15 protein-coding genes and 1 riboswitch are annotated in these 14,368 nt (G+C 44.9%); all 15 genes read right to left on the reverse strand.

Annotation, left to right across the window (positions count from 1 at the left end):
- Positions 1-5 precede the first annotated feature (5 nt).
- The 15 genes from C6Y02_RS12725 to C6Y02_RS12795 all read right to left on the reverse strand — a co-directional run bounded on the left by C6Y02_RS12725 (position 6) and on the right by C6Y02_RS12795 (position 14,212).
- Complete coding sequence (locus C6Y02_RS12725; RefSeq protein ID WP_066031222.1) at positions 6-197, reverse strand: hypothetical protein; 192 nt, start codon at positions 195-197, stop codon at positions 6-8.
- A 111-nt stretch (positions 198-308) separates the two neighbouring features.
- Entirely contained in the window at positions 309-1,583 is a 1,275-nt protein-coding gene (purD, locus tag C6Y02_RS12730; protein WP_106031400.1) for a phosphoribosylamine--glycine ligase, read from the reverse strand.
- Between the two features lie 12 nt (positions 1,584-1,595).
- Positions 1,596-3,134: a bifunctional phosphoribosylaminoimidazolecarboxamide formyltransferase/IMP cyclohydrolase gene (gene purH, locus C6Y02_RS12735; RefSeq protein WP_106031401.1), complete on the reverse strand. Its 1,539-nt coding sequence runs from the start codon at positions 3,132-3,134 to the stop codon at positions 1,596-1,598.
- Between the two features lie 15 nt (positions 3,135-3,149).
- Positions 3,150-3,719: a phosphoribosylglycinamide formyltransferase gene (gene purN / locus C6Y02_RS12740; protein ID WP_060595684.1), complete on the reverse strand. Its 570-nt coding sequence runs from the start codon at positions 3,717-3,719 to the stop codon at positions 3,150-3,152.
- Positions 3,716-4,756, reverse strand: a complete 1,041-nt coding sequence (gene purM / locus C6Y02_RS12745; protein WP_106031402.1) for a phosphoribosylformylglycinamidine cyclo-ligase — start codon at positions 4,754-4,756, stop codon at positions 3,716-3,718. The genes purN and purM overlap by 4 nt, the downstream gene beginning before the upstream one ends.
- A 95-nt stretch (positions 4,757-4,851) precedes the next feature.
- Entirely contained in the window at positions 4,852-6,282 is a 1,431-nt protein-coding gene (gene purF, locus C6Y02_RS12750; RefSeq protein ID WP_058015529.1) for an amidophosphoribosyltransferase, read from the reverse strand.
- Positions 6,258-8,489: a phosphoribosylformylglycinamidine synthase subunit PurL gene (gene purL / locus C6Y02_RS12755; RefSeq protein WP_106031403.1), complete on the reverse strand. Its 2,232-nt coding sequence runs from the start codon at positions 8,487-8,489 to the stop codon at positions 6,258-6,260. The genes purF and purL overlap by 25 nt, the downstream gene beginning before the upstream one ends.
- A complete protein-coding gene (gene purQ / locus C6Y02_RS12760) occupies positions 8,473-9,156 on the reverse strand; it encodes a phosphoribosylformylglycinamidine synthase subunit PurQ (protein ID WP_060595681.1) in 684 nt (227 codons plus the stop codon). Before purQ ends, purL begins: the two co-directional genes overlap by 17 nt.
- The gene (gene purS / locus C6Y02_RS12765) at positions 9,153-9,407 is read right to left on the reverse strand and encodes a phosphoribosylformylglycinamidine synthase subunit PurS (RefSeq protein ID WP_003214349.1); all 255 of its coding nucleotides are present in this window, start codon (positions 9,405-9,407) and stop codon (positions 9,153-9,155) included. The genes purQ and purS overlap by 4 nt, the downstream gene beginning before the upstream one ends.
- A complete protein-coding gene (gene purC, locus C6Y02_RS12770; protein ID WP_106031404.1) occupies positions 9,400-10,122 on the reverse strand; it encodes a phosphoribosylaminoimidazolesuccinocarboxamide synthase in 723 nt (240 codons plus the stop codon). The genes purS and purC overlap by 8 nt, the downstream gene beginning before the upstream one ends.
- Positions 10,123-10,194: 72 nt before the next feature.
- Positions 10,195-11,490 (reverse strand): adenylosuccinate lyase, encoded by a 1,296-nt coding sequence (gene purB / locus C6Y02_RS12775; protein ID WP_034664786.1) that lies wholly within the window; start codon positions 11,488-11,490, stop codon positions 10,195-10,197.
- Positions 11,487-12,629 carry a 5-(carboxyamino)imidazole ribonucleotide synthase gene (gene purK / locus C6Y02_RS12780; RefSeq protein ID WP_106031405.1) on the reverse strand — a complete coding sequence of 381 codons (1,143 nt, stop codon included), beginning with the start codon at positions 12,627-12,629 and terminating at the stop codon, positions 11,487-11,489. Before purK ends, purB begins: the two co-directional genes overlap by 4 nt.
- Positions 12,622-13,110, reverse strand: a complete 489-nt coding sequence (gene purE / locus C6Y02_RS12785; RefSeq protein WP_050945777.1) for a 5-(carboxyamino)imidazole ribonucleotide mutase — start codon at positions 13,108-13,110, stop codon at positions 12,622-12,624. The genes purK and purE overlap by 8 nt, the downstream gene beginning before the upstream one ends.
- A 169-nt stretch (positions 13,111-13,279) precedes the next feature.
- Positions 13,280-13,381, reverse strand: a riboswitch (purine riboswitch).
- Between the two features lie 79 nt (positions 13,382-13,460).
- Positions 13,461-13,661, reverse strand: coding sequence for an NETI motif-containing protein (locus C6Y02_RS12790; protein ID WP_060595676.1), 201 nt, complete (start codon positions 13,659-13,661; stop codon positions 13,461-13,463).
- Entirely contained in the window at positions 13,658-14,212 is a 555-nt protein-coding gene (locus C6Y02_RS12795; protein ID WP_024424505.1) for a DUF2179 domain-containing protein, read from the reverse strand. Before C6Y02_RS12795 ends, C6Y02_RS12790 begins: the two co-directional genes overlap by 4 nt.
- Positions 14,213-14,368 lie beyond the last annotated feature (156 nt).

The following is a 14,368-nucleotide window of genomic DNA, read 5'->3' on the forward strand; positions in this document are numbered from 1 at the left end:
ATGAATCAGTTAATAAAGAACTTCCAAATGGATGAGACAATCGCCATACTCACCAATATAGACATGCTCATATACATCATGGCTGATCTCTTTTTGACTTTGTTTTGCTTTCTTGCTTCATTCATGATGAGATTTGAGAACACGACAAATAAAATAAGTAATACGATTGCAAATAGAATGATTCCTTGAATGACCATACTGCCTCCTCATCAACTCGTGATCCCATACTACTTCTTCATATTCGATCGGCATCCCTTCTCATGAACAAAAAACACCTTTCCATCTCATCAGATAGAAAGGTGTTTTAATTAAACGGATTTCCCCGCAGCCTTCAGTGCACGGGCGCCAATGTCACGGCGGTAAAATAGACCTGGTTGAGTGATTTCTTCAACCGCTTCATACACTCTTGATCTTGCCGCTTCAAATGTATCGTCAAATGCGGTTACATTAACTACACGGCCGCCATTTGTGACAAATTGATCGTTTTCTTTTTTTGTTCCTGCGTGGAAGGTCACGACATCAGACACACTCGTTTGCAAAGCACCAATCGGTGTGCCTTTTGCGTAGTCCTCTGGGTATCCCTCTGATGCTAGGACTACACTGACAGCCGCAGTGTCTTTCCACTGTAAGTCCACATCTTTTCCGTCCAGAATGTCGAGGAAGACTTGAACTAGATCTGATTCAAGACGAGGGAGAACCACCTGCGTTTCAGGATCGCCAAAGCGTGCATTGAATTCAATGACCTTTGAGCCTTCTGGTGTCAGCATTAAGCCTGCATATAAAATGCCTGTAAACGGACGCTCTTCCTGCACCATTGCGCGAGCCGCCGGTTTGACGACATCTTCCACCGCTTTTTGGACGACTTCTTCTGAAATTTGCGGAACTGGCGAATAAGCCCCCATCCCGCCGGTATTCGGTCCTTTGTCATCTTCAAATGCCCGTTTGTGATCCTGCGCGATCACCATTGGGTACACCTTTTCTCCATTGACAAAGGCCATCAGTGAAAATTCCTCGCCTGTTAAAAATTCCTCGATGACGACAGATGCACTTGCATCGCCAAACTTTTCATCTTCCAAAAAGTCGTGCAGACAGTTGATCGCCTCTTCAAGTGTCATAGCGACTGTCACGCCTTTTCCTGCTGCAAGACCGTCTGCTTTAATGACAATCGGCGCACCCTTTTCTTCCACATAAGCCTTCGCTTCTTCAAACGATGTGAAGGTAGCGTAAGCGGCGGTCGGGATATCATAGTTTTTCATTAAGTCTTTTGCAAATTCCTTTGAGCCCTCAATCACCGCAGCTTTTGCATTTGGTCCAAATACCTTTAGACCTGCCTCTTCAAATGCATCCACCACACCTGCAATTAAAGGAACCTCTGGACCGACAATTGTTAAGCCGATTTCATTATCTTTTGCAAAACGAATTAATGCCTCATGATTACCTTCATCGATTGGTACAAGCTTCGCAGCATCTGTCATTCCATCATTGCCGGGTGCGACAAATACTTGGCTGACAAGTTCACTTTGCTTCACTTTCCATGCGATGGTATGCTCTCTTCCGCCTCTGCCGATAATTAATACGTTCACACTGTCATCCCCTTAATGTTTGAAATGTCTAACGCCAGTGAAGACCATGGCGATGCCGTATTCATCTGCCTTTTGAATCGATTCTTCATCACGAATGGAACCGCCTGGTTGAATGATCGCTGTGACGCCTGCCTTCGCAGCAGCTTCCACTGTATCGCCCATTGGGAAGAATGCATCAGAGCCTAGTGCGCTTCCTTTCGCTTTTTCACCTGCTTGTTCAATCGCAATGTTCGCTGAGCCCACACGGTTCATCTGACCAGCGCCGATACCTGCTGTCATTTGATCCTTCGCGAGGACAATGGCATTTGATTTCACATGCTTGACGACTTTCCATGCAAGCTTTAAATCTTTCCATTCGTCTTCTGTTGGTTCTCTTTTCGTTGGAATAGAGATGGTTGCTTCCTCTAAGCCGTACGTGTCAATATCCTGCACGAGCAGTCCGCCATGGACACTTGTCAGCTGCTTTTCTTTTTTCTCAAGATTCGCTTCTACATCTAGTGTTAATAGACGAAGATTCTTTTTCGCTGTTAACACGTCAAGTGCTTCTTGGCTAAAAGATGGGGCGATGACGATTTCTAAGAAAATCGTATGCAGCACGTCAGCCGTTTGTTTGTCTACTTCACGGTTAAGCGCCACAATGCCGCCAAAAATAGAGGTTTCATCTGCTTTGAATGCACGGTCAAAGGCTTCAGCAATCGTTTCTCCTGTACCAACGCCGCACGGATTCATATGTTTTACAGCCACAGCCGCTGGCTCCGTAAATTCACGTACGATTTGAAGAGCTGCATCTGCATCTTTGATATTGTTATAAGAAAGTTCTTTTCCATGTAATTGCGTTGCAGTAGCCAAAGAGCCTTTGCTTGGAAGAGCATTTTCATAGAAAGTCGCCGCTTGGTGCGGGTTTTCTCCATAACGAAGGGATTGTTTTTTCTCAAACGTGACGGTGAACTGCTCTGGCTCCGTTTCGCCAACATAGTTCGTTAAATAATCCGCAATGAGGGCATCGTAAGCAGCTGTATGACGGAATACCTTCGCCGCAAGCTCACGTTTTTTCTCAAGTGACACGCCGCCTTCTTTGATTTGCTGAACGACTGTACCATAATCACGAGGATCGACAATCACTGTGACGTCTTGGTGGTTTTTCGATGCCGCACGAAGCATTCCCGGTCCGCCAATATCAATGTTTTCAATTGCTTCTTCATACGTTACATCGTCTTTTGAGATCGTCTCTTTGAAAGGATAGAGATTCACGACAACAAGATCAATCGGCTGAATGCCATGCTTTTCAATCTGTGCCATATGCTCATCGTTTTCTCTCACTGCCAATAATCCACCATGAATGTTTGGGTGAAGTGTTTTGAGTCGTCCGTCCATGATTTCAGGGAATCCAGTGACTTCAGAAATCCCAATGACATCAATGCCATTCTCTTGAAGAAGCTTATGTGTACCTCCAGTTGAAATCACTTCAACACCAAGTTCTGTTAATTCTTTCACAAAAGGTACTAGATTCGTTTTATCGGAAACACTGATTAATGCGCGTTTGATCGTCATGCCTTCGTCACCTCATTAAGATAATTCTAAAAGTGATTTGATCACTTTTGGATATAGTGTGTGTTCTAGTTCATGCATTCTTTTTTCAATCGATGCAAGCTCTTCGCCTTGTTCAATATAAATCGCGGCTTGATCAATAATCGGACCTGTATCCATCCCTTCATCGACAAAATGGACAGTGATGCCTGCCACTTTGACACCTGCTTGATAGGCTTGTCCGATGGCATCAAGACCTGGGAAGGCTGGGAGCAAAGATGGGTGAATATTCACGATTTTCCCTCTATACGCTTCAAGTAATGTCGGACCGATCAGTCTCATATACCCAGCAAGGAAAACCCATTCTACTTCATGAAGCCTAAGCTGTTCGATGATCGTTTGTTCAAAAGCGGCTTTATTCGGAAAAGCCTTCGGGGTAAAAGCAAAGGAGGCAATGCCCTCTTTCTCAGCACGCTCCAGCACCTTCGCACCCGGTTTATCACAAATCACAATGGCGGCCTCTGCCTGCCACTGTTCTTCTTTTAACGTATCTATAATGGCTTGAAAGTTTGTCCCGCTTCCAGAGGCGAAGATCGCAAACTTCTTCATGAGAGGCTTCCACCGCCGAATGTGACACCTTCTCCTTTTTGAACACGACCGATGAGAAATGCTTTCTCTCCATCTTGTTCAAGTTCACTAATCACATCCACAAGATCGTCCTCTTTTACAGCTAAGACAAAGCCAATGCCCATATTAAACACGTTGAACATCTCTTCTGCCTTCAACTGACCCTTTTCTTGAATAAAGGAGAAAATGGGTGGTACTGGCCATGAGCCGTTATCAATCTCAACGCCAAGACCTTCAGGCAGCATACGTGGTAAATTCTCGATAAAGCCACCGCCTGTCACATGTGCCATGCCGTCAACTTTGCCGGCTTTCACTTGTTTGAGAACGGGCTTCACATAAATTTTTGTCGGTTCAAGAAGCTCTTCTCCAAGCGGTCTTGTAAAAGATTCATACGTTTGGTGCAGATCAAGACCAGCGTCTTCCAGCAAAACTTTACGAACGAGAGAGTAGCCATTGCTATGAATTCCGCTTGAGCTCAGTCCAATGAGCAAATGTCCCTCTTTGATGCTGTCTCCTGTCACGATTTCATTCTTTTCAACGACACCTACCGAAAAACCAGCAATATCATATTCTTCTTCTGTGTAAAGACCCGGCATTTCGGCTGTCTCACCGCCGACAAGTGCTGAACCAGACTGCTCACAGCCGTCAGCCACCCCTTTGACAATGGATTCAATTTTTAGCGGATCTGCTTTTCCAACGGCTAAGTAATCTAAGAAAAAGAGCGGTTCTGCCCCTTGTGCAAGCACATCGTTGACACACATGGCCACGGCATCGACGCCGATCGTATCGTGTTTATCCATTAAAAAGGCAAGCTTTAATTTCGTTCCGACACCATCTGTTCCTGAAACAAGAACGGGCTTTTTGTATGGCAGCTCAGATAGATCAAACATACCGCCAAATCCACCTAGAGCGCCCATGACACCTGCTCGTTTTGTACGTTCAACGTGTGTTTTCATTCGTTTGACGGCTTCGTACCCTGCTTCGATGTCGACACCGGCGTTTTTATATGCTTCTGACATCCCATTCACTCCTTTTAGCTGCTGCTTTCCATGTATTTTCGGCAGAATGAAAGAGCAGCATATCAACTCATCTTGACTGCTGCTCCTTTATTCGATTATTTCGTCAGGACCGTTTCCTTCACATGCGGAAGAACCGTATCTTCATAAATTTCAGTCGGGTATTTCCCAGTAAAGCATGCTAAACACTGACCGCGCTGCGGATCATCATACTTCCTGCCAATCCCGTCCATTAAACCGTCTACAGATAAAAATGCAATGGAGTCTGCACCGATTTCCTGTCTAATTTCTTCCACTGAATGAGAAGAAGCAATCAGCTCTTCGTGTGTGGATGTATCAATTCCATAAAAACATGGGTGTGCGATTGGCGGTGAACTAATGCGTACATGGACTTCCGTCGCACCCGCTTCTCTTAGCATCGTGACAATTCTGCGGCTCGTTGTACCGCGTACGATGGAATCATCCACCATCACGACACGCTTTCCTTCGACAACCCCGCGTACAGCAGACAGCTTCATCCGTACGCCCTGCTCACGCAATGCTTGAGACGGCTGGATAAACGTCCGGCCAACATAACGGTTTTTAATCAAACCGAGCTCATACGGAATACCTGTTGCTTCGGCATATCCAATCGCTGCAGAAATACTGGAATCTGGTACACCTGTCACAACATCTGCTTCGACATGCGCTTCTTCGGCAAGCTTTTTGCCTAGATTCTTTCTCGCACTATGCACATTGATGCCGTTGATATTGCTGTCAGGTCTAGAGAAATAAATATATTCCATGCTGCACATGCTGCGGTTAATGTTCATCGAGAAGCGCTCAGATTTCAAGCCTTCATCATTAATGATCAGCATTTCGCCAGGCTCCACATCACGTAAATACGTGGCACCGACAACATCAAATGCACATGTTTCAGAAGCGACAACATAAGCATCCCCAAGCATACCAAGTGAAAGTGGGCGTAAGCCGTTCGGATCAAGGGCCACGATCATTTCTGTTTCCGTCATAATTAAGAAAGCATATGCTCCCTTAAGCATAGACAACGCATTTTTGATCTGTTCCTTCAATTCCATATGCCCGCTGCGCTTAATTAAATGAGCCAGCACTTCGGTATCAGAAGAGGTCTGGAAAATGCTCCCTTGGTTCTCTAGCTGCTGCTTTAACTGCGTTGCATTCACTAAGTTTCCATTATGAGCAAGGGCAAGACTGCCGTTGTTTTGCGAGCGGAAGAAGAGGGGCTGCACATTTTCAAAGCCGCCTCCGCCTGCTGTCGCATACCGAACGTGTCCGATCGCCCCTTTTCCTTTCAAATCCTTTAGCTCACCGTTTTGAAAGACTTCCGTAATCAGTCCAAGGCCTTTGTGTGACGTCAGGTTCTCACCATCTGTTGCAATGATTCCCGCACCTTCTTGTCCTCGGTGCTGAAGGCTATGCAATCCGTAATATGTGATTTGCGGGGCTTCTTCGTGTCCCCAAACCCCAAAGACACCACACTCTTCATTTAAGCCTCTGATTTCAGCAAGCATGGGATCGCTCCTTTCCATGCACGTTCAAGCTCGTTGACCGCTGCATGAATCCATTGTTGTCCTTCTTGATTTTTGACAGTAAATATACCATCATTTGTAACCGTTCCGACTTCTTTCGCATCTTTGACCGCCGCAGCAAACGCTTCGCGGTGCTCTGGTCTGACTGTGACAACAAAGCGTGACTGTGTTTCACTGAATAAGGAAGCTTCGCTGTTTAAATCGATTTGGATATCAGCGCCAAGACCGTCTGTTCCAAATGTACTTTCAGCAAGTGCTACACCAAGTCCGCCTTCAGATACATCGTGTGCTGATTGAACGAGACCGTTTTGAATCGCGGCTAGAAGGGCTTCTTGACGCGTGAGCTCTACATCCAAATCAATGTCTGGTGCTTTTCCGTAAATACGGCCTTCTGTCATCTTTTGAAGCTCGCTGCCTGCGAATTCTTCCTTCGTCTCACCAATGACGAAAATCACATCGTCAGCCTGCTGGAACGATTGAGTCGTAATATGAGCAGTATCTTCAACCAAACCAACCATCCCAATGACTGGTGTTGGGTAAATCGCTGTTCCATTTGATTCGTTATATAAAGAGACGTTCCCACCGATAACCGGTGTGCTTAGCGTGCGGCATGCTTCGCTAATACCGTCAGCTGACTTTTCTATTTGCCAGAAAATTTCTGGTTTCTCCGGGTTACCGAAGTTCAGGTTATCTGTCACTGCTAGCGGACGCGCGCCTGAGCAGATAATGTTACGTGCTGCTTCAGCGACGGCGATTTTCCCGCCAACCTCTGGATCAAGGTAGAGATAACGTGCGTTACAATCTGTTGTCATCGCTAGGGCTTTTTTCGTTCCGCGGATTCTTAGTACGCCCGCATCAGAGCCTGGTGCAACAACCGTATTTGTCCGAACCATGTAGTCGTATTGATCATAAACCCATTCTTTACTTGCAATTGTTGGCTGCTGAAGGAGCTGCTTTAACGTTTCGGCTGCATCTGTGATGGCTGGAGCTTCAACTTTTGTTTCTAAAAACTCACGATAGTATGCAGGCTCACTTGATGGCTTGTGATAAACCGGCGCTTCTTCTGCAAGAGCGTCAACAGGAAGCTCACATACGACTTCACCTTGATGGAGTAAACGAAGCATTTTATCGTCTGTCACATGACCGACTGATACCGCTTCAAGATCGTATTTTTCGAAAATATCAATGATTTCTTGTTCGCGGCCTTTTTCAATGACCAGCAGCATTCTTTCCTGCGATTCAGACAGCATCATTTCGTATGCCGACATACCTGTTTCACGCTGCGGAATGAGATCTAGATTCATCTCGATTCCAGAACCTGCTTTACTCGCCATTTCCGCGCTTGAGCTTGTTAAGCCAGCCGCTCCCATATCTTGAATACCAACGAGCGCATCGTTTTTGATGACTTCAAGGCACGCTTCAAGCAGCAGCTTTTCCATGAACGGATCGCCGACTTGAACCGCTGAACGTTTTTCTTCTGATTCATCAGAAAATTCTTCAGACGCAAATGTTGCACCGTGAATACCGTCACGTCCCGTTTTAGCACCAACGTACATCACCGTGTTGCCGACACCTTTGGCCTGCCCTTTTTTGATGTCCTCATGGTTGATTAATCCAACACACATCGCATTTACGAGCGGATTGCCTTCATAGCTTTGATCAAAATGAACCTCTCCGCCGACTGTTGGAATTCCGATACAGTTTCCATAGCCTGCGATCCCTGCCACTACTTCTTCAAACAAGTACTTCACGCGCGGTGAAGTCAGTTCACCAAAACGAAGAGAGTTTAATACAGCAATTGGACGCGCACCCATGGAGAATACATCACGGATAATTCCGCCGACACCTGTAGCTGCTCCTTGATACGGTTCAATTGCAGATGGATGGTTATGTGATTCGATTTTAAATACAACCGCTTGGTTGTCTCCAATATCAACGATTCCAGCGCCTTCCCCAGGACCTTGAAGAACATGCTCTCCTTTTGTCGGGAATTTGCTTAAAACAGGCTTTGAGTTTTTATAACTGCAATGCTCTGACCACATGACAGAAAAAATACCCGTTTCTGTGTAGTTTGGCAGCCTGCCAATAATGGATTCAATTAAAGCGAATTCTTCATCACTCAATCCCATTTGCTGATACAATTTCTCTTCTTTAATTTGCTTGTGACTTGGTTCAAGCAGTAGTGACATGAGTGTCCCTCCAATTTTTCACGATAGATTGAAACAATTTAAGTCCGTCTGCGCTGCCTAGTAATGAATCAACCGCGCGCTCAGGGTGCGGCATCATGCCGAGTACATTGCCCTCTTCATTCGTTATACCTGCAATTCGATTGACACTGCCGTTAATATCGTCTCCGTAAGTGAAAGCGATTTGGCCATTTTGAATGAGCTTCGCTAAAGTGTCTTCATCACAGTAGAAGTTGCCTTCACCGTGCGCTACAGGAATTGTAATGGATTCGCCTTTTTGATAGCCGCTAGTAAATTGCGTTTCGTTGTTCTCTACAATGAGTTCAACTGGACGACAGATAAATTTCAAGTCTTTATTTCGTCTCATCGCACCTGGAAGAATGCCAAGCTCCTGAAGAATTTGGAACCCGTTACAAACACCAAGAACAGGCTTTCCTTCCGCAGCTGCTTTTTTCACCGCCGGCATGATGTTTGAGAAGCGAGCAATCGCACCACATCTTAAGTAATCCCCATAAGAGAAACCGCCTGGTACGAGTACACCGTCAAATCCGTCTAGACTCGTTTCGTCGTGCCATACATATTCAACTTGTTCGCCTAACTCATCTTGAATCGCATGGTACATATCGATATCACAGTTAGAGCCAGGCAAGACGATCACTGCAAACTTCACTGTGCGACAACCTCCTCCACCTCATAGCGGTAATCTTCAATCACCGTGTTGGCCAGTAATTTTTCACACATTTCTTTGACGACTGTGTCTAAATCACGATCTGATTTTTCAATGACAAGCTCCATGTATTTCCCGATACGGACATCCTTTACTTCCTGATAAGACATGCTGTGCAAGGCGTGCTGCACGGCACTTCCTTGTGGATCAAGAACGCTCTCTTTTAAGCTGACAAAAATTTTCACTTTATACATGTTTATGGCCTCCAAGTCTTTTGAAAATTTCTTCGTATGCATTCGTTAAGCCGCCCAGGTTTCGTCTGAACACGTCTTTATCAAGCTTTTCGTTTGTATCTTTGTCCCAAAGCCTGCACGTATCAGGTGAAATCTCATCAGCTAGCAAAATACGATTCTCGTGATCTATTCCGAATTCAAGCTTGAAATCAATTAAATTTACATGGCAGTCTGAGAAGATTTGCTTTAACTCTTCATTCACTTGTCTTGTGATCTGTTTCATTTCCTCGACCTGTTCTGGTGTCGCTGCATGTAAAATGTGAATATGATCTTCTGTAATGAGCGGATCGCCGAGTGCATCATCCTTGTAGTAAAACTCGATCAATGGTGTATCCAGTTTTGTTCCCTCTGGAATGCCAAGGCGCTTTGACATACTGCCTGCCACCACATTTCGTACTACTACTTCAAGCGGAACAATCTGCACCTTTTGAATGAGCTGTTCTGTGTCAGAGAGTCGTTTCACAAAGTGATTGTTGATCCCTTTCTCATGCAGCATTTGAAAGATTAAGCTCGAAATTTCGTTATTCAGTCTGCCTTTGCCTTCAATTTCAGCTTTCTTTTCGCCGTTAAATGCTGTCGCTGAGTCTTTATATTCGACATATAAAATATGCTCGTCATCGGTCCGATAGATTTTTTTCGCTTTGCCTTCGTAGAGAAGTTCTTGTTTCACAGTCATTCAGGTTGGCCTCCTAATTTGAATGTTGGCAATTTTCAGGATTGGGTGCCTGACGAGCAGGCGGCCCATTTCTTACGCAAGACCTAGACGTTCGAAAATCATATCGACATTTTTCAAGTGATAGTTGTAATCGAAGCAGTCAGCGATTTGTTCAGGTGTTAAGCGTGATGTGATTTTTTCCTCCGCTTCTACTAATGAACGGAATGGCACTTGCTTTTCCCACGCTTCCATTGCCTTTGGCTGAACCGTATCATATGCCTCTTCACGTGCCATGCCTGTATCGATTAATGCAAGAAGAACGCGCTGTGAGTAAATCAAGCCAAGTGTGCGGTCCATGTTGCGTTTCATGTTCTCAGGGAAGACCGTCAAGTTCTTTACGATGTTTGAGAAACGGTTCAGCATATAGTTCAGTGCAATCGTTGCATCTGGTAAAATGATGCGCTCAGCAGAGGAATGAGAAATATCACGCTCATGCCAAAGCGGTACATTTTCATAAGCTGTCAGCATATATCCACGGATGACGCGGGCAATTCCCGTCATATTTTCAGAGCCGATTGGGTTCCGTTTATGCGGCATCGCTGATGATCCTTTTTGTCCTTTTGCGAAGAACTCTTCTACTTCACGTGTTTCACTCTTTTGAAGTCCACGAATTTCAACAGCAAATTTCTCAATGCTTGTTGCGACGAGTGCAAGAGTAGCCATGTAATCTGCATGACGATCACGCTGCAAGGTTTGGGTTGAAATTGGTGCAGCTTTGATGCCAAGCTTCTCACATACATATTGCTCAACAAACGGGTCGATGTTCGCATATGTGCCAACAGCACCAGAAATTTTGCCGTATTCGATGCCAGCTTTTGCTTGTTTAAAACGTTCTAGGTTACGCTTCATTTCTTCGTACCAAAGACCAAGCTTCAGGCCAAATGTTGTCGGTTCAGCGTGTACACCGTGTGTACGGCCCATCATGACGGTATATTTGTGCTCTTTTGCTTTTTCTTTTAGGATGTCAACAAATCTCTCAATGTCCTTGAGCAAGATATCGTTCGCCTGTTTTAATAGATATGAAAGCGCCGTATCCACTACGTCTGTAGATGTTAACCCGTAATGAACCCACTTTCTTTCTTCTCCTAGAGATTCAGATACAGCACGCGTAAAGGCTACCACGTCATGGCGCGTGTCTTGTTCAATCTCTAGAATACGATCAATATCAAAGCTTGCATTTTTGCGCATGGTCACAACGTCTTCTTTCGGAATAACACCAAGCTCTGCCCAAGCTTCACAAGCGAGAATTTCTACTTCAAGCCATGCATTAAATTTGTTTTCCTCTGTCCAGATTGCTGACATTTCTGGTCGTGCGTAACGTTCGATCATTTCCCGTTTCCTCCATCTCTTTCAGTCCATATCTTTGTGATGTTTGTCATCCATTCATCATCAAGCTGTTTCATAAATGTCATATGCCCCATTTTGCGGCCGGCTTTTACTTCATGCTTTCCATATAGATAAAGCTTCGCTTCTTTGAGAAGCTCAGGATGCTCTGTTGGGATGTCCACTTCATCGCCTAATAAGTTCACCATCATGCCCTCTGAGAAAAGGGCTGTACCGCCAAGCGGCAAACCACATATCGCGCGAACGTGCTGTTCAAACTGACTCGTCTCACATAAATCGAGCGTATAATGACCAGAATTATGCGGGCGAGGCGCCAGTTCATTGACGAGCAGCTCTCCCTCGTTTGTCAGGAACAGTTCTACAGCAAGTGTACCGACTAGCCCCAGCTTTTCAGCCAGTGTCGTTGCCAGCTCTTTTGCCTTCTCCTGAATACGTTCCTCTACCCTTGCAGGCACAATGCTTTGGAACAAAATGTTATGCTTATGAATGTTCTCAGCGACTGGGAATACCGCAATCTCCCCATGAATAGAACGAGTGACGATCACCGAGAGCTCCATTTGAAATGGGACCCAGCTTTCTAAAATACAAGTTCCATGTGTGAGCAATTCAGATGCTTCGTGAAGCTGTCCTTTTTCCTTGATCACATACTGCCCTTTTCCGTCGTAGCCGCCTCTGCACGTTTTCAGAACGGCTGGCAAACCAAGCACGGCCACTGCGTCTTCCAGCTCTTTTTCATCATGAATGATGCGATAAGGCGCGACTTCACAGCCTGCGTCTACAATCCCTTTTTTCTCCGTTTCACGATTTTGAGTTAAAAGAAGAAGTTCACTTCCTTGCGGTAAATTGGCTTCTTCCTTCAATTGATTAAGTGCATCATAATCAATATTTTCAAATTCATATGTCACGACATCGCTGATTTCTGCCAGCTGTCGAATCGCTTCGAGGTCACTATATGCAGCTGTGATTTCTGTATCAGCAACCTGTCCACAAGGAGATTGTGCGACTGGATCTAACACAGCTGCCCGGTATCCCATTTGCTTTGCGCTGACGGCCATATATCTGCCAAGCTGTCCTCCGCCGATAATACCGATGGTTGCGTTTGGAAAAATGGTCTGCTTAGCCAAGCTGATCACTGCTTTCTAGTACAGTCTGTTTTGTTTGCTCTCTTCTTTCTTCAAGGCGAGCAGCGATTGTTTCATCAAATGCTGAAATCATTTGCGCGGCAAGAAGCCCTGCATTTGTTGCACCGGCTTTGCCAATCGCCACTGTAGCAACCGGTACACCGCCTGGCATTTGAACGATGGATAATAAGGAATCCAGCCCATTTAGTGCTTTTGATTGTACGGGCACACCAATGACCGGCAGTGTCGTTTTCGCTGCGACCATCCCCGGTAAATGTGCTGCGCCTCCAGCACCGGCAATGATGACTTTTAGTCCTTTACCTCTTGCTTCTGTCGCATATTCAAACATCAAGTCAGGTGTCCGATGTGCGGATACCACCTGTTTTTCATACGGAATGTCTAATTCCTCTAAGATATCGCACGCATTTTTCATTGTTTCCCAATCAGATGTACTTCCCATGATGACACCTACAAGCGGCTTCATTTTGTCCCCACCTTTAAGCTGATATTCGATTTTGTATCGTTTGACACGCTTCCCAAACCTAAGCAGCTTGTCAAACGCCGAACAAAAAGGCCCGATTTGCATTGCATTGTTAGGAAGCAACACAAACCGGGCCATGGTAAGCGCTGTTCGCTTTTGAAACGCCATGTCAGTTTTGTTCACTATCCTGCATAGTCCAGTCATTTACGGTAACTGGGTAGAAACTTATGGGCCATATTCCCAAGATTATATGAGGCTCGTGTTTTGATTTCATGTTTATCTTAACAACGGATGTTCATGATGTCAACGGATTTATCGAACAATCTATGAAGTCGTCGTTTTAATGTTCGGATTTAGACTATTTTTCCTTCAAATACGATTTTTTTCCCAATCGGAATGATCTGAATCGACCCATTTTCCTTCTTTTCCTGAAAAATCGGCTCCTCCATTCGTCGGACAGGCGAGTAGCCTTCCGCTGCCATCTGGGACAACACTTGATCGATCGACATGTTGTCTTCCACATAGAATTTCTTCTTCTTTGGTTTTGCGGTCATTCTTTAATTCTCCTTTTCTTCACAGCCTTCACCCAGAAGCCGCCGTGAATCGATTTGGGCTCATACGAAATGATAAACGCCTTTGAATCCAGCGTTTTAATCGTTTCATATAATTGCAGTTCATATTTTCTCGGTGTTAAAATTTGCAATGCTGTCCGGTCTCCTTCAAGACCGCCTGCTACCCAGCTGGTGACACCATATCCTTTTTCTCTCAATTGTCTTGGGAGATCGACATCCAATTCTTTTGTGATCACGTTAACAGTTGTGTAGCCAAGTGCCAGCTTCTCTTCAATTTTCATCCCGACAATGATTCCCATCCCATAACCTAGCGCATACGCAATGACATTTTGTATCTGATCTAAGTTATCAAGTACGATACTTAACCCAATGACATAAATAAGCATTTCAATCGTACCAGCAAAAGCAGCTGCGTACCGTCTGCCTTTCATTGTTAAAATCAAACGCATAGTGGAAAAAGAAACATAGACAATATTAATCACTAAAATGATCAAAACCATGGTGAACGCATTGGATAAAAGTTGTTGAAGCACGATTCGAACCCCCTGCACTAAAAATCAAATAAAGCACCCCATATTCTACTAGAGAACATACCTTGATACAATCAAATTTGCGCGAGAAAAACACATATATCTTTCGACAACAAAGGTGGTCTTTGTTACCAAGAGTTTACCCGTTTTTTCCTCTTC

This window comes from Bacillus sp. NMCC4 (genome assembly GCF_002998555.1).
In the GTDB taxonomy this organism is placed as follows: Bacteria; Bacillota; Bacilli; order Bacillales; family Bacillaceae; genus Bacillus.